Raw genomic sequence first — 15,245 nt, 5'->3', positions numbered from 1 at the left:
TTGTGTCTTCAGGAGGGTTAACATTATGGATTTTGCTGAAATGGATCGCCCTGAGAAAACAGTTAGATAAAGTCGGTTCCTCTGCCATACAGGGAATCGGAGCGACCTTGATTGAACGGATTGAAGGAGACTATTTCAATGTTGTGGGGTTGCCTTTCTGCCTGTTTGGTGAAATGCTAGGTGAATTGGGCGTAACTGTTCTTTCACTCGGCATCATGCTATAATAAAACTTCTACAAATACACAATGTCAGGGGGGAATGAATGGAATCGCACAATTTAACATTGCGCGATGTCCCAAACGAAGAACGTCCTAGAGAGCGCATGATGCAGGTTGGGGCTCAAGCATTAAGCAACGCGGAACTTCTGGCGATTTTACTGAGGACTGGTACTTATCAGGAGTCGGCTGTCCATTTGGCACAGCGGATGTTAAGTCATGCCGGCGGGTTACGCAGTCTGGTTGATATGAGCTTGGAGCAGCTAACCGAGATCAAAGGCATTGGCTCGGCGAAAGGATTACAGATTCAAGCCAGCATTGAGCTGGGTCGCAGATTGGCACGCAGTGTGTTGAATGATACCGTTACGGTTCGTTCCCCTCAGGACGTAGCTGATTTGATGATGGAAGAACTGCGTTATTTACAAAAGGAGCATTTTGTATGCTTGTTTTTGAATACTAAAAATCATGTCGTTGGTCAGGAAACACTTTCCATGGGCAGCTTGAATGCAGCTATTGTTCATCCAAGGGAAGTTTTTCGTGCGGCGATTAAACGAAGCAGCGCTTCGATTATATGTGTACATAACCATCCGAGCGGGGACCCGACCCCGAGCTCTGAAGATATTCAATTGACACAGCGGCTCGTCGAAGCGGGCGACATTATCGGCATTGATGTGCTGGATCATATTGTTATTGGTGACCAAGCTTTTATCAGCTTGAAGGAGCAGGGTTTGATGTAACAGAAACTGGAACATACGAAGGGAGTATTAAGCATGTTTGGTGGTTTTACGAAAGATTTGGGCATTGATTTAGGAACTGCTAATACACTGGTGTATGTGAAAGGGAAAGGGATCGTAGTCAGAGAGCCATCGGTAGTGGCAATCCGGACAGATACCAAAACAATTGAAGCCGTAGGAAATGACGCAAGAAATATGATCGGACGTACCCCAGGCAATATACGCGCCATAAGACCGATGAAAGACGGTGTGATCGCCGATTTCGATACGACCTCGACTATGATCAAATATTTTATCAGACAAGCCCAAAAGCAGCGTTTGTTATTTCCACACCGCCCGAGCGTTATGGTATGTGTGCCTTCAGGTATAACTGCCGTTGAAAAAAGAGCAGTTGAGGATGCTACACGTCAAGCAGGAGCTCGTGACGCTTATACGATTGAAGAACCGTTTGCAGCAGCTATTGGTGCCGATTTGCCTGTCTGGGAGCCGACGGGAAGTATGGTCGTTGATATTGGCGGAGGCACTACAGAGGTTGCAGTTATTTCATTAGGAGGCATTGTAACGAGCCGTTCGGTTCGAGTTGCCGGGGATGAGATGGACGATGCCATCACGCAATACATTAAGCGTACCTACAATTTAATGATTGGTGAACGTACGTCTGAGCAAATCAAGATAGAGATCGGCTCTGCTCTTACGATGGACCCTCCGGTTCGTTTTGAAATCCGTGGGCGAGACTTGGTTAGCGGTTTACCTAAAACAATGGCGATTACGTCAACTGAAATTACGGAAGCACTAACCGATACTGTCAATAGTATTGTCGAAGCTGTGAAGGTAACGTTGGAGAAATGTCCTCCAGAGCTTGCGGCTGATATTATGGATCGTGGCATTGTGCTTACGGGTGGAGGCGGATTACTGCTTAATCTGGATAAGCTGTTGGCAAGAGAAACGGGCATGCCTGTTCTTGTCGCTGAGAATCCGCTTGATTGTGTTGCTATTGGAACAGGCAGAGCGCTAGAGCATCTCCATTTGTTCAAAATGAGATCGGGTCCGACCAGTAAGTCCAAACGTTAAATCCATAAGCGTAAGATTAGAAGGTGGTTATTTTGAAATTACTAGGGAATAAACGATTATTAATATTGCTGTTGGGTTTCATTTGCTTTATTGCCCTGATGGGTTTGACGCTTGGTAAGCGTGAGCGAATGAGTTGGCCGGAAAAATTTGTTACGGATACGATTTCCTGGACGCAAGGAATAATTTATAAGCCCGCTGGCTATATAGCGGGTTTCTTTGAGGATATTCGGCAGGTGCGTACGATTTTTGAAGAAAACAAAGTACTGAAGCAAACCTTAACGAAGTACGCGCGCGACACGACCAAATTGAATGATCTTGAACAAACGAACAAACGGCTGCAAGAAGCTTTAAACTTTACAGAGCGTCAAAAGCAGGCGGGCAATTATACCTTTCGTATTGCGGAGGTCGTTGCCGTTAACCCTGATTTACTCAATAATACAGTAAGTATTAATCTGGGTGAGCAGGACGGCGTCAAGCCGAACATGGCCGTTATGTCTGTCGAGGGACTTGTAGGACGCGTAAAGAAGGTATCTTCCTTTTATTCTACAGTTCAGACGCTTAAAGGTATTGATGATACGGCCAATGAATCCAAAGCGATCTCGGTGACCGTGAAAAATAAAGAAAATGAAAGCTTTGGTGTCATTGTCACTTATGATCCTGGGGAACAACTGCTCGTCATGACCATGATTGATCCTAACGATAAATTGGAAGTAGGGGATACCGTTATTACTTCCGGCTTGGGGCAGGTTTTTCCAAAAGGAATCGAGATTGGTAAAGTCGTCTCCAGAAAGCAAGGCAACTTCGGCATCTCACATGAGGCTCTGATTCAGCCTTTTGCTTCTTTTGACCACCTTCGTGAAGTATTTGTCGTTATTGTTCCGGAGCAGGGGTGAGTCGATAATGCGCAAATGGCTCTGGCTGATCCTGTTGGCTTTGTTTATTTTGGAGGGTACCATATTGCAATGGATCATACCTTCAGTATGGCAATCCAAAATCTATGTGGCTCCTCATTTTATCGTCGTGATTGTGATCTATATCGGTCTGTATGTTAATCGGCATACCGCACTGATTTACGGTCTTATATTTGGATTGCTGCAGGACTTTATTTATTATTCCCCCATGCTGGGACCAATTTCATTCGCAATGGGCTTGACGGGCTATCTGGCTGGCTTGATGCACCGCCGTCTTCACTCCAATATTATCGTCAGTATGCTTGTCATGGCACTGGGCAATTTATTTTTTGACTCCATGATCTATGGGTTGTACAAACTGTTCCAAATCAACCATCTGGACCTGCAATGGGTATTTTTCCATCAGATGCTTCCTACTATGCTGATAAATCTCCTATTCGCGCTTTTAGTCTACGTTCCTGTCAGGAAGTTGTTCGAAAGCATGCAGACTGCAAAGACTGACGCAGAGGAATAATTTTTCGCTGAACAAGCAGGAGTTACGTCGAAAAAAGCCGAATTGTATAGGTGTAGGGAGGTAGGGACGGGGATGGCCGCTACAAAACATCATGTGATGATTAAAGGTGTAAAAGAAGGCCTTGTATTTCTTCTGGATGACAATTGCACATTCGAAGAGATTATCGAAGAGCTGCACCATAAACTTGAAAAAACACATCAAAAAATATTGACGGGTCCGATCATTCATGTTCACGTCAAATTGGGTACCCGTGCTGCCTCAAATGAGCAAAAGGAACAAATCCGAAGCATCATAGGCCAAAAGGGCAATTTGCTAATTCAGTCCATCGAGTCTCAGACGGTGGATCCAGTAGCGATATTAGCCAACACGGGTGATGTGCATTTGATTAAAGGCATCGTGCGATCGGGTCAAACGATGGTTAAAGAAGGGAACATCCTATTTCTGGGTGATGTGAATCCAGGAGGAGAGCTCATTAGCACTGGCAGCATTTATGTAATGGGATCGCTTCGTGGAATGGCTCACGCTGGTGTGGATGGTAACGATAAATCAATTATTGCAGCTTCTCATTTAAGACCTACTCAGCTGCGGATTTCAGCTATTATTAGTCGGCCTCCGGATGAATGGGGAATGAACGAAGCTTTTATGGAATTTGCCTATGTCAAAGATGGGAAAATGGAAATTGATAAAATTCACCATCTGCATAGATTAGTTATGGAACCGTAATGTGAAGGAGTTGAGCACTATGGGTGAGGCAATTGTCATAACCTCGGGAAAGGGCGGGGTCGGTAAAACGACTACCTCTGCTAATATCGGAACGGCGCTGGCGCTCAATGGCAAGAAGGTTTGTATGGTGGATACCGATATCGGTTTGCGTAATCTGGATGTGGTCATGGGTCTGGAAAATCGGATTATTTATAATTTGATCGATGTAGCAGAAGGACGCTGTCGGTTGGCGCAAGCATTGGTCAAGGACAAGCGTTTCGATGAGCTGTACATGCTGCCGGCTGCGCAAACTCAGGATAAGAGTGCAATTTCCCCCGATGCGGTTAGGGATATTATTTTGGAGCTAAAACGCGATTTCGAATATGTTATTATCGATTGCCCTGCAGGCATTGAACAAGGCTTTAAAAACGCGGTGGCAGGAGCGGACAAAGCTATTGTGGTAACGACACCTGAAAATGCAGCCGTGCGTGATGCTGACAGGATCATTGGACTTCTTGAGAATGAGAAAATATTTTCGCCAAAGCTGGTTATTAACCGTATTCGTCAAAGCATGGTGAAAAAGGGTGAAATGCTCAGTATTGATGAAATCACCTCAGTTCTTGCGATTGATCTATTAGGCATCGTCCCTGATGATGAATATGTGATTAAAGCGGCTAATTCAGGGGAGCCTACGGTTATGAATCCTAATTCTGCGGCAGCGATTGCCTATCGTAACATTGCTCGTCGTATTTTGGGCGATACGGTTCCACTCATGCCATTAGAAGAAAAGTCAGGGGTATTGACTAAATTCAAGAAGTTTATCGGGATGGGATGAGCATGTTTTGCTGCAAAAACTAAAAAAAGTCGATTTGTTGATCGTAGCCATTCTTTTGTCTTTCATGGTTATTAGCACGCTGCTTGTTTATAGCGCAACGCTCGATGATCCCTATATTGTGTTCGATATGAAAAAAACGATTACGATTTATGTTATTTGTATACTGGCCTTTCTCGGAGTGGCCTTGCTTGACTATCGTATTTTGTTGAAGATATCTCCGTATTTTTATGTGACGGGACTTGTATTGTTAATTCTGGTCTATAAATTCGGGATGGAAATTAATGGAGCCAAGAGCTGGTTTCAACTTCCAGGCAATCTACTATTCCAGCCTGCGGAATTTATGAAGCTCATGCTAATTATTGCCCTAGCCTCGTTTATGGCGAGAAGGCAAGGGGAAAAGCTGTTGTTTTTGACAGACATCGTACCTATCGGTTTTATTGTAATGATTCCTTTTGTACTTGTGCTGATTCAACCGGATTTGGGGAACGCGATTATTTTTCTGGTCGTTTTAGTCGGGATGCTGTGGATCGGTAACATCAAGTATACGCACTTTTTGATAGGAATTTTATTAGTGATAGCGGGGCTGTTTTTATTTTATTATGTATTCACTCATTTTCATGAGCCGATTCAGCAGTATTTGAAGATGCAGGGTAAAGGACATTGGGTTACCCGGATTGATACCTTTATAGATCCAGATAACGCCTCGAAGGACCACAGCTTTCAAGTAGTCAATTCAATCAAAGCAATTGGATCCGGCGGCTTGTCGGGGGAGCGATATTTGCAGGGTACTTCCGTACATCGTAATTTCATACCTTATGCGTATTCCGATTCCATATTTGTTGTTTTGGCGGAGGAATTCGGCTTTGTAGGTTCATCGGTTTTACTGCTGCTTTATTTTGTGCTTATTTATCGGATGATTCTTATCTCGATACAATGTAATGATAAAGGCGGGGCTTACGTTATAGTTGGCGTGGTTTCGATGTTTGTGTTTCAAATTTTTGAAAATGTAGGTATGCTGCTTGGCATCATGCCGTTGACAGGAATTACGCTTCCTTTTATCAGCTATGGGGGAACGTCGCTGCTATTAAATATGATGAGTATTGCCTTAGTGGTCAGTATCCGGATTCATCAGGAAAAAGAGCCCACATTTCGAGCATAGAAAAAAGCACCCCTGAAGGTGCTTTTTTTGTTGCGTGAACACAGATATTAAAGTTAGATCCGTATGCAGGTTCTTGTTGTTTTTACAAATGACAACCCTTAGGCTTTTTCATTGGTAAGCTTGAGCACTTCCAGCAGTTTGAAGAATAAGCTGAGTATAATCGTAACTATGGTAGCCAAAGCCATACCTTTGAGCTCGAATTGTCCCCATTTCAGCGTCGCTCCGCTAAGGCCGATAACGAGCACAACCGTTGTTAGTATCAGGTTGATTGGCTTGGAATAATCGACCTTCGTTTCTACTAGCATCCGGATCCCCGATGCGGCGATTACGCCAAACAGCAGCAGTGAAACACCACCCATAACGGGTGTCGGGATGGTCTGGATTAATGCGGATATTTTTCCGATGAAGGACAGGACTATCGCCATTATCGCAGCCCCTCCGATAACCCAAACGGAATATACTCGACTGATCGCCATAACCCCGATATTTTCACCATAGGTTGTATTAGGCGTAGAGCCTACCAGGGAGGATAGCATTGTTGAAACACCGTTTCCGAGCAATGATTTGCTGAGTCCTGGGTCTTTGGATAAATCCTTGCCAACCATGTTTCCGGTTACGATTAGGTGACCGATATGTTCAGCAATTACGACCAGAGCCGCCGGAGCGATAATCAAGATACTGGCTAAGTCGAATGTAGGGCTATAGTAAGTCGGGAGTTTGAACCAAGGAGCAGATGCTACGATTTCCCTGATATGTACCAATCCTAACATCGCAGCAAGCACATATCCGGCGATAATCGCAATCAATATCGGAATGACTTTAAAAATGCCGCGAAATAAGACTGAACCGATAGTTCCTACTGCAAAAGTGAAAACCGAAACGGTCACGGCTGTCCCGTCCAGCGTCCAGCCTGCGGGAGCGCCGCCTGGTGCGATAAAGCCGGCCATTCCAGCAGCTGTCGGAACCAGCTCCAATCCGATAACGGATACAATGGCGCCCATCGCTGCGGGGGGGAACACAACATCAATCCATCGCGTCCCCACAGCACGGATGAGTAAAGCAACGATTGTAAAAATCAGACCGACAACGAGAAATCCCCCTAATGCCGCGCTATAGCCTTTAGAGCCCAAAACAACGAAGACTGGGGACAGAAAGGCGAAGCTTGATCCCAGAAAAGCGGGGATTTTACCTTTGGTCATAAAAATGTAAAGCAAAGTACCGATCCCGTTCATTAACAGGATGGTTGCCGGATCGACCTGAAACAAAACAGGTACGAGCACGGTGGAGCCGAACATTGCAAATAAGTGCTGTAAACTTAGCGGAATGCTTTCACCCAACGTAGGGCGTTCATCAACTTGAATGATGCGTGACACAGTGTGACCTCCCTTTATATAACTTCCCGAACGATATTTTAACATATTTCGATTTTAAGGGAACTCTTTTTTTCTAAGTATGTCTATAGGCTTGTATACATGGAATTCGAAATGGGTAGGAATCCTTGATCAGTTAATATCTCTGCTTGTTATATTCGAGTGTACATGCTCATAGGATGGAATATACAAGCCCTATCTGATGCAGGAGGATTATCGACATGGAAACACGGGATAAAATGAACCATAGACAAATGGAACAGCTGCGAGAGGCATCAGAGCGTTGGAATGATCCTGAATATGTGTGGAAACGTAAATGGATGCGTGAGTATTCCGAGCAATCGACAGCTGGTCCTGAAGATGAGGGAGGTTGGCCGTTTCGTCCAAATGCCCATTCCATTCGGATCAAACTGGTAATTAGCTGCGCGTTATTTGCGACGGTGTGGGGATTGTTTCAATTGAATAATCCTTGGGCCAATATTGCCAAATCTCATATTTCAGCATCGCTGAATGAATCTTTTGATTTTCATATGGTTACTTTATGGTATGAGCGGCAATGGGGCGGGAATCCGTCGCTGCTTCCTGCCTGGATGCCAGGTAAGCAGCAGGAGGCCCAGAAGGTGACGGCGCTTAAGAAGCACTATTTCTCCCCGGTGAGAGGAACAGTCATTGCTCCTTATGAATCAAGTCGATTAGGCGTAACGCTTGAGACGAAAGGCGATGCGACAGTAGCGGCTTTGGATACAGGCTTGGTTATTTACAAAGGCAATAAGGATGACACGGGCTTTACTGTTGTCATTCGTCATGCGAATGGCCTAGAGTCTGTGTATGGCTGGATTGAAGCAAAGGTCGAGCTTAATGATTGGATAAAGGGAGGAGAAACGATTGGCAAAGTTTCCGCCAATACCTCCAAGCAGGCTGGATATCTGTATTTCGCCATTTCTAAGAATAATCAGTATTTAAATCCGATGGATGTGGTTGCTTTTGATTAGGTGGAATCGATGGTTCGGTGTTCCCATTCGAATTCATCCGCTGTTTTCAATTGTGATGCTGCTGTCCGTAGCAGGTGGTTATTTTATAGAAATAGCTACGTTATTCGGAATTGTGCTTGTGCATGAAATGGGTCATGTACTAGCTGCCAAAGGATTCGGCTGGCGCATTAAAGAAGTGCTGCTGCTGCCCTACGGAGGCGAGGCTGTGGTTGAGGAGCTTGGCAGCGTGCCGGTCTGGCAAGAAGTCATTGTAGTGATAGCAGGCCCTTTGCAAAACATCTGGATGATGCTAATTGCCTATTTGCTGCAATGGATGGGTTTGGTATCGGAGCAGTGGAGCGCCTACTTTATTGAAGCCAATCTCTATATCGCCTTGTTTAATCTGCTCCCAATTACGCCGCTCGATGGGGGGAAGCTGCTGGGGTCTCTGATGAGTTTATGGCTGCCTTATCATCGTGTAATCACGCTTAGCTGCTGCTTAAGCCTTGTGCTGAGTCTGGTTGTTACCATTCTCTCTGTATTACATGTCGTACGTGGAGGCGGCATTCAGCTGAATCTACTGATGATTGGCATCTTTTTAATCTATTCCAACTGGTATAGCTACAAAGGGAGAGCTTACCATTTCATGCGTTTTTTGCTGCACCGTGAAACGGCTTTGGTTCGATTAATGGGGGCGGGGACAATGGCTCAACCTATCGTAGTTAATGGGAGTCGACGTATCAAGGATGTTGTTCGTTTATTCATGCGTGAAAAATACCATTTAGTTTATGTACTGGACGAGCATGGGTCCATAAGGTCCGTAGTATCGGAACAGCCGTTGCTGTATTCCTATTTTAATGAGTCCAAGCGGGGATGTGCGATTTCTGAGCTTTTCATGTAAAATGGAAGGCGAGGTGGAAAAGATGAAGCAAATTCTGGTTCAATGCGGACAAGATCAAATTGAAGTAGCTGTGTTGGAAAATGGCAAGCTGGCTGAGTATGACAACGAGTCTCGTGGAACCGAGCAATTGGCTGGCAATATGTATTTAGGTCGTGTCATGCGGGTACTGCAAGGAATGCAGGCCGCATTTTTGGATATAGGACTTGAGAAAAATGCATTTTTGTACATCGACGATATGCTTCCTGCTCATTTAGACAAACAGCCCCAACAGAAGCCGTTGGTCACCGACCTGGTTCAGGAAGGACAAACCTTGCTCGTTCAGGTGGTTAAGGAGCCTGTTGGAACGAAGGGAGCACGTGTTACGACGCATCATTCCATTCCTGGCAGATGGGGAGTTTACATGCCTGAGGCGGATTACATTGGTGTATCGCGAAAAATTGCAAATGAAGAGGAACGGCTGCGTCTAAAGCGTGCTGCAGAAAGCAAGGTAATCCCTGGAGAAGGCTTCATTGTGCGAACGGCTGCACAAGGGGCTTCGGAAGCGACGATTGCCGCCGATTTGGAGGAGCTTCGACAGCGCTGGCTAACGGTAGAAAAATCGGTCCAAAAGCCAGGTGCCGTGCCGCGGAAGGTTTATAGTGATTTTGGCCTTCTTTCCAGATGGGTACGCGACGGATTTAGCGAGGATATTAAAGAGCTTTGGATCGATGATAAGGAAATATACCACTCCATCGTTTCTCTGCTGCGGACGTCGGCGCCTTCGTTATGTGAGCACGTACGTTTGTTTGAGAGTCGGTCGATATCGCTATTTGCAACTTATCATGTCGACGAGCAGCTGCAAAGTGGTTTTAAACGAAAAGTATGGTTGGATAACGGTGGCTATCTGATTGTAGATTATACGGAGGCACTGACCGTTTTTGATGTGAATACGGGCAAATATACAGGCAGCGTCAGCTTGGAGCAGACGGTGTACGATACGAATTTAATGGCGGCCAAGGATATTGCCAGACTGCTCAGACTACGGGATATCGGAGGGCTAATCGTTATAGACTTCATCGATATGGGATTGGAATCGAATCGACAGCAGGTATTGGAATTACTCGTAGAAGAAACACGTAAAGATCGAACCAAAACGGTGGTTGTCGGTTGGACGAAGCTTGGACTTATGGAGCTGACACGCAAAAAAATAAAGACAGGCACGGATAAGCTTCCCATAACCCGCTGCAAGACTTGCGACGGAAATGGCTGGATTTGGTCCAAATAAACAGTGATCATCTGCCACAAAGTAAGTGTTGCTTTGTTAAGTTCACTGTGATAAAATATTCGAGTATGTTGCAAAACATGCTGTAACCGCGCGAAACAGGTATAAGTATGTGTCTATTGTGATAGCACATCACCTGCTTATAGGCGAGTCTGAGACATGAAGGAGGTGCAACAATATGTACGCAATTATTGAAACAGGTGGTAAGCAATACAAGGTTCAAGAAGGCGATGTACTATACATCGAAAAATTGAATGCTGGTGAAGGCGATTCCGTTACTTTTGACAAAGTTTTGGCTGTGTCTAAAGAATCTGGTTTAGTTCTTGGAGCTCCATTGGTTTCCGGAGCTGCTGTTTCCGCGAAAGTGGAAAAGCATGGTAAAGGTGAGAAAATCATCGTTTACAAATACAAAGCCAAGAAAAACTATCGTCGTAAACAAGGTCATCGTCAACCTTACACTAAAGTTGTAATCGAAGCTATCAAAGCTTAGGGATCAGCAGATGATTCGTGTAAAGATTAAGCGCAAGCCTGACGGTCGTATCTATTCGTTTCAAGTAAAAGGTCATGCCATGTATGATGAGCCTGGCAAAGATATTGTCTGTGCAGGTGTATCTGCTGTTACGGTAGGTACAGTCAATTCGGTTGAAGCATTGCTGGGAATTCAATTAAAAACTCAAGCCAAGCATGGCTTGCTGGAAGTTGATGTTTCTGAGCTTGCGGATAACGTATTGGATGAAAAGCTGCAGATGATTTTGGAGTCGATGGTTGTCATGCTGCAAACTATTAAACAATCGTACAGTGCGTATATAGATTTGCAAGAAAATAAGAAATGAAGGAGGTTGACACCATGTTACAATTAAATCTTCAGATGTTTGCATCCAAGAAGGGTGTAGGTTCCACGAAGAACGGTCGTGACAGTATCGGTAAGCGTCTTGGCGCTAAACGTGCTGATGGCCAAGGAGTTAGCGCTGGAAGCATCTTGTACCGCCAACGCGGAACTAAGATTCATCCGGGCAATAACGTAGGTATCGGTTCCGATGATACGTTGTTTGCTTTGATCGAAGGCGTTGTGAAGTTCGAGCGTTATGGTCGTACTCGCAAAAAAGTAAGTGTTTACCCTTTTGAAGTCGCTCCGGTGGCTGCAGCTGTAGAAGTATAATACGTCATCGACGATAGCCCCGGCGATTCAGTGTCGCCGGGGATTTTTCTATATTTGGACTAGGGGATCGGAGAGATTGACATGGGTTCGAATCGACCGTTCAGCGAAGAATGCTTCGGTAATCAGTGTGAAAATGGGGCCATTTTAATGGGTGATGACAGAGAATTCGATCAGGATCTCCGATTGATTCGCTTATTTAACCACTATCGGCACGATTGGATGAATGAGATTCAATTAATATTCGGCTATGTCAAGCTCCGCAAGTATGAAAAGCTGGAGAGTTTGATGCACACCATCAAATTAAAGGTTCAGCGTGAAAGTAACATTTCGAAGCTCGGAGTTCCCGAACTGATTGTATATATATTCTCGGTACAGGCCGAGGTGAAGGAATTAAAGCTTGAAGTTGAAATGGAACATGAAATTCATTTAAATGAGTTATCGTTCGATTGCAAAAGATTGACTCAACTGTTGATCGCGGTTATTGAGGTTTTTAAAGAACATGCGGTCGCTCATCATGAACATGAGCATAGTTTACTTTTAAAGCTGACCCAAACGGTGGGTGAGCTGATAATAAATGTTAATTACCAATGTGACAAGGCTTGTGATCAGCTGTTGGCTGCTCTGGAACGAGTCAGGCTCCAATCCGAAATGAATATGACATTGAAAACAAATCAATGGGATGGGCATTCTATAGCAGTGAACATCGAATTGCCGTTGAATATATAAAGAGGTGTAGGCATGTTTATCGATAAAGCGAAGATTTATGTTAAAGGCGGCGATGGAGGCGATGGCCTCGTTGCATTCCGCAGAGAAAAGTATGTACCTGATGGAGGGCCGGGCGGTGGCGATGGAGGTAACGGAGGAAACGTTATTTTCCGGGTAGACGAAGGTCTTCGCACATTGGTTGACTTCAGATACCAAAAGCATTTTAAAGCCGATCGTGGAATTAAAGGCCGGAACAAAACGCAGCATGGCGCTAATGCTGAGGATTTAATCGTTAGAGTACCTCCGGGTACGGTAGTGATTAATGATGATACTCACGAAATTATGGCAGATTTAACACGCCATGATCAGGAGGTCATTGTAGCCAAGGGTGGTCGTGGTGGTCGTGGTAATGCGAAGTTTGCTACGGCGAACAATCCTGCACCGGAGATAGCCGAAAATGGGGAAGAAGGCCAGGAGCGTTGGCTTGTGCTTGAGCTTAAGGTAATGGCTGATGTCGGCTTGGTAGGTTTTCCGAGTGTAGGGAAATCAACATTGCTGTCTGTTGTATCCGCAGCTCAGCCTAAGATCGCTGCTTATCATTTTACAACGCTGACTCCAAATTTGGGTGTTGTTGACGTAGGTGATGGTCGAAGCTTTGTGATGGCCGACTTACCAGGATTAATTGAAGGGGCTCATGAGGGCGTAGGTCTCGGCCATGAGTTTCTGCGACATGTAGAAAGAACGCGTGTTGTTGTTCATATCATCGATATGGCGGCTACGGATGGACGTGATCCTTTTGATGATTGGCAAAAAATCAACAATGAGCTAACGCTGTATAGTGCTAAGCTGGGTGAGCGGCCGCAAATTGTTGTTGCTAATAAAATGGACATGCCAGACGCAGAAGTCTATTTGGAGGAATTTACACGCCAGCTTGCGGAAGCGGATCCTTCTATTCGTGTGATACCTGTATCGGCAGTGACCAAAAACGGTGTTCAGGAGCTTTTGTACAAAGTTGCGGACCTGCTGGAAACAATTCCTGATATGCCATTGCTGGAGGATCTCGTTGATCTGTCTGAGCGGAAGGTATTCAAATTTGAAGCGCAGGATGATGAGGAATTCACCATCCGACGTGAGAATGACACGTTTGTAATTGAAAGCCCAAGTATTGAAAAGCTGATCAAACGAACGAACTTCAGTACGCAGGAAGCGGTTGAGCGATTTGCGCGGATTTTACGTAAAAAAGGTATTGATCAAGCGCTTCGAACTCGTGGTGCTGTAGATGGACAGACCATTCAAATTGGTGATTTTGAATTTGAGTTTGTTGAAAAAGAATAGTTAGCTCGATAAGAGGAGTACCCGCTGCGCATGTATTTAATGTGAGCTGGCATTTCTCTTATTTTATGTAAACCTTTCATACCGACTAGGGAGGCATTATAGATTGGAAGTTAAAAATTTTAAAAAATCAGGGCATTTTCCGAGTTTGATGTCAGCATTTCTATATTTCGATGTTAGTTTCATGATTTGGGTGTTATTTGGTGCTTTGGCTTTATACGTAACGAAGGATTTTGGACTAACGGATGGGCAAAAGGCAACCATTGTGGCGATTCCTACATTGGGAGGCTCCATATTTAGAATACCAATGGGAATTCTGGCTGATCGCATCGGATCTCGGAAAGCGGGAATTATCGGTATGCTGCTGACCATCCTGCCTCTATTGTGGGGGTGGCTGGGCGGTACGACCTTTAATCAAGTACTGGCACTCGGTTTTTTACTTGGGATTGCAGGCGCAAGCTTTGCTGTATCCCTCTCTCTGGCAAGTCGTTGGTACCCGCCGCAGTATCAAGGCTTAGCGATGGGTATTGCAGGCGCAGGCAATAGCGGTACAGCAATTGCCACCTTTTTTGGCCCGCAGCTGGCAGCAAGTATGGGATGGCACAATGTATTTGGGCTTGCGATTATTCCGTTGGTGCTAGTATTGATCGCTTATATCCTAATGGCGAAGGATAGTCCAAATCAACCGGCTCCCAAAGGAATCCTTGATTATTTGTCGGCATTTAAACATAAGGATACCTGGTGGTTCAGTGTCTTTTATGCAATTACGTTTGGCGGGTTTGTCGGGTTTTCCAGTTATTTCAGTATTTTCTTTTATGATGTGTATGGGGAAAATGCGATGGCAGGTGGATTGTCCAAAATTCAAATTGGTTATCTAGTTACGATTACGGTTATTGCAGGCAGTCTTTTTAGACCCATAGGCGGATACATAGCAGATAAGGTAGGGGGCATGCGGTTCATGCTGATTCTCTACTCCGTTGTCTGCGTCTGTGCTTTTCTCGTGTCGACAATGCCAAGCTCCTTTATGGTGATGCTGCTGATTACGAGTGTGATGATGGCTTGCCTAGGCATGGGAAATGGATCTATCTTCCAGTTGGTGCCGCAGCGTTTCTCCAAAGAAATCGGAGTTGTCACAGGTATTGTAGGTGCAGCAGGAGGGTTTGGAGGATTTTTGCTGCCGAATAACATTTTAGGACCTTTAAAGCAAGCTACCGGGTCTCATGTTACTGGATTTATGGTAGTCGCTTCAATTGTTCTGGTCGTAACGTTAGCCTTCTATGCGGTATCACGCAGCTGGAGAAAAGACTGGGCCAAATCAGGCTCAGGCGTAAATTATTAAAGGATTATCAAGATAAATCTTAAAGATTCTCAACAAAAAAACCGAATGGACCTTACGTCCATACGG

General features: G+C 44.9%; 18 protein-coding genes and 1 other annotated feature. Of the genes, 17 read left to right on the top strand and 1 reads right to left on the bottom strand.

Features of this window, described 5'->3' with window-relative positions; all coding sequences use genetic code 11:
- The first annotated feature begins 32 nt into the window (after positions 1–32).
- The 8 genes from BM210_RS00720 (at position 33) to BM210_RS00685 (ending at position 6,141) form a co-directional block, all read left to right on the top strand.
- Entirely contained in the window at positions 33–224 is a 192-nt protein-coding gene (locus BM210_RS00720; protein ID WP_256223186.1) for a Maf family protein, read from the top strand.
- Positions 225–262: 38 nt separating this feature from the next.
- Positions 263–952: a RadC family protein gene (radC, locus tag BM210_RS00715; protein WP_091163572.1), complete on the top strand. Its 690-nt coding sequence runs from the start codon at positions 263–265 to the stop codon at positions 950–952.
- 33 nt (positions 953–985) lie between these two features.
- Complete coding sequence (locus BM210_RS00710; protein ID WP_091163570.1) at positions 986–2,020, top strand: rod shape-determining protein; 1,035 nt, start codon at positions 986–988, stop codon at positions 2,018–2,020.
- Between the two features lie 32 nt (positions 2,021–2,052).
- Complete coding sequence (gene mreC, locus BM210_RS00705; protein WP_091163568.1) at positions 2,053–2,913, top strand: rod shape-determining protein MreC; 861 nt, start codon at positions 2,053–2,055, stop codon at positions 2,911–2,913.
- 7 nt (positions 2,914–2,920) lie between these two features.
- Positions 2,921–3,445: a rod shape-determining protein MreD gene (gene mreD / locus BM210_RS00700; RefSeq protein ID WP_091163567.1), complete on the top strand. Its 525-nt coding sequence runs from the start codon at positions 2,921–2,923 to the stop codon at positions 3,443–3,445.
- 72 nt (positions 3,446–3,517) lie between these two features.
- Complete coding sequence (locus tag BM210_RS00695; protein WP_091163565.1) at positions 3,518–4,168, top strand: septum site-determining protein MinC; 651 nt, start codon at positions 3,518–3,520, stop codon at positions 4,166–4,168.
- Positions 4,169–4,187: 19 nt separating this feature from the next.
- Positions 4,188–4,982: a septum site-determining protein MinD gene (gene minD, locus BM210_RS00690; protein WP_091163564.1), complete on the top strand. Its 795-nt coding sequence runs from the start codon at positions 4,188–4,190 to the stop codon at positions 4,980–4,982.
- A 7-nt stretch (positions 4,983–4,989) separates the two neighbouring features.
- A complete protein-coding gene (locus BM210_RS00685) occupies positions 4,990–6,141 on the top strand; it encodes an FtsW/RodA/SpoVE family cell cycle protein (RefSeq protein ID WP_091163562.1) in 1,152 nt (383 codons plus the stop codon).
- 98 nt (positions 6,142–6,239) lie between these two features.
- Here BM210_RS00685 and uraA read toward each other — a convergent pair whose 3' ends face one another.
- A complete protein-coding gene (uraA, locus tag BM210_RS00680) occupies positions 6,240–7,514 on the bottom strand; it encodes a uracil permease (protein ID WP_256223185.1) in 1,275 nt (424 codons plus the stop codon).
- A gap of 218 nt (positions 7,515–7,732) precedes the next feature.
- Between uraA and BM210_RS00675 the strand changes: the two genes are divergently transcribed.
- From BM210_RS00675 to BM210_RS00635, 9 genes are all read left to right on the top strand, one after another.
- On the top strand, positions 7,733–8,503 hold the full coding sequence (locus BM210_RS00675) for a M23 family metallopeptidase (protein ID WP_091163560.1): 771 nt from the start codon (positions 7,733–7,735) through the stop codon (positions 8,501–8,503).
- On the top strand, positions 8,496–9,383 hold the full coding sequence (locus BM210_RS00670) for a site-2 protease family protein (protein ID WP_256223184.1): 888 nt from the start codon (positions 8,496–8,498) through the stop codon (positions 9,381–9,383). Before BM210_RS00675 ends, BM210_RS00670 begins: the two co-directional genes overlap by 8 nt.
- A 22-nt stretch (positions 9,384–9,405) precedes the next feature.
- Positions 9,406–10,647, top strand: a complete 1,242-nt coding sequence (locus tag BM210_RS00665) for an Rne/Rng family ribonuclease (protein ID WP_091164625.1) — start codon at positions 9,406–9,408, stop codon at positions 10,645–10,647.
- Between the two features lie 74 nt (positions 10,648–10,721).
- Positions 10,722–10,808, top strand: a sequence feature (ribosomal protein L21 leader region).
- 14 nt (positions 10,809–10,822) lie between these two features.
- Positions 10,823–11,134 carry a 50S ribosomal protein L21 gene (rplU, locus tag BM210_RS00660; protein WP_091163557.1) on the top strand — a complete coding sequence of 104 codons (312 nt, stop codon included), beginning with the start codon at positions 10,823–10,825 and terminating at the stop codon, positions 11,132–11,134.
- Positions 11,135–11,144: 10 nt separating this feature from the next.
- Complete coding sequence (locus BM210_RS00655; protein WP_091163556.1) at positions 11,145–11,477, top strand: ribosomal-processing cysteine protease Prp; 333 nt, start codon at positions 11,145–11,147, stop codon at positions 11,475–11,477.
- 14 nt (positions 11,478–11,491) lie between these two features.
- Positions 11,492–11,803 (top strand): 50S ribosomal protein L27, encoded by a 312-nt coding sequence (rpmA, locus tag BM210_RS00650; protein WP_076231585.1) that lies wholly within the window; start codon positions 11,492–11,494, stop codon positions 11,801–11,803.
- An 81-nt stretch (positions 11,804–11,884) separates the two neighbouring features.
- Entirely contained in the window at positions 11,885–12,529 is a 645-nt protein-coding gene (locus tag BM210_RS00645; RefSeq protein ID WP_091163554.1) for a Spo0B domain-containing protein, read from the top strand.
- Between the two features lie 12 nt (positions 12,530–12,541).
- Positions 12,542–13,843, top strand: coding sequence for a GTPase ObgE (gene obgE, locus BM210_RS00640; RefSeq protein ID WP_091163553.1), 1,302 nt, complete (start codon positions 12,542–12,544; stop codon positions 13,841–13,843).
- A gap of 103 nt (positions 13,844–13,946) precedes the next feature.
- Positions 13,947–15,179, top strand: a complete 1,233-nt coding sequence (locus tag BM210_RS00635; protein ID WP_091163551.1) for an MFS transporter — start codon at positions 13,947–13,949, stop codon at positions 15,177–15,179.
- Positions 15,180–15,245: the final 66 nt, after the last annotated feature.

Source organism: Paenibacillus sp. 1_12 (assembly GCF_900114475.1).
In the GTDB taxonomy this organism is placed as follows: Bacteria; Bacillota; Bacilli; order Paenibacillales; family NBRC-103111; genus Paenibacillus_S.
The sequence above is the reverse complement of the archived record's forward strand: the minus strand, read 5'-3'. Positions and strand labels throughout refer to the sequence as shown.

Excerpts from the sequence above, each read along its gene's own strand:
- radC (WP_091163572.1), top strand. The coding sequence starts at position 263 with ATGGAATCGCACAATTTAACATTGCGCGATGTCCCAAACGAAGAACGT.
- BM210_RS00710 (WP_091163570.1), top strand. The coding sequence starts at position 986 with ATGTTTGGTGGTTTTACGAAAGATTTGGGCATTGATTTAGGAACTGCT.
- mreD (WP_091163567.1), top strand. The coding sequence starts at position 2,921 with ATGCGCAAATGGCTCTGGCTGATCCTGTTGGCTTTGTTTATTTTGGAG.
- BM210_RS00695 (WP_091163565.1), top strand. The coding sequence starts at position 3,518 with ATGGCCGCTACAAAACATCATGTGATGATTAAAGGTGTAAAAGAAGGC.
- minD (WP_091163564.1), top strand. The coding sequence starts at position 4,188 with ATGGGTGAGGCAATTGTCATAACCTCGGGAAAGGGCGGGGTCGGTAAA.
- BM210_RS00675 (WP_091163560.1), top strand. The coding sequence starts at position 7,733 with ATGGAAACACGGGATAAAATGAACCATAGACAAATGGAACAGCTGCGA.
- BM210_RS00665 (WP_091164625.1), top strand. The coding sequence starts at position 9,406 with ATGAAGCAAATTCTGGTTCAATGCGGACAAGATCAAATTGAAGTAGCT.
- rplU (WP_091163557.1), top strand. The coding sequence starts at position 10,823 with ATGTACGCAATTATTGAAACAGGTGGTAAGCAATACAAGGTTCAAGAA.
- BM210_RS00655 (WP_091163556.1), top strand. The coding sequence starts at position 11,145 with ATGATTCGTGTAAAGATTAAGCGCAAGCCTGACGGTCGTATCTATTCG.
- rpmA (WP_076231585.1), top strand. The coding sequence starts at position 11,492 with ATGTTACAATTAAATCTTCAGATGTTTGCATCCAAGAAGGGTGTAGGT.
- BM210_RS00645 (WP_091163554.1), top strand. The coding sequence starts at position 11,885 with ATGGGTTCGAATCGACCGTTCAGCGAAGAATGCTTCGGTAATCAGTGT.
- obgE (WP_091163553.1), top strand. The coding sequence starts at position 12,542 with ATGTTTATCGATAAAGCGAAGATTTATGTTAAAGGCGGCGATGGAGGC.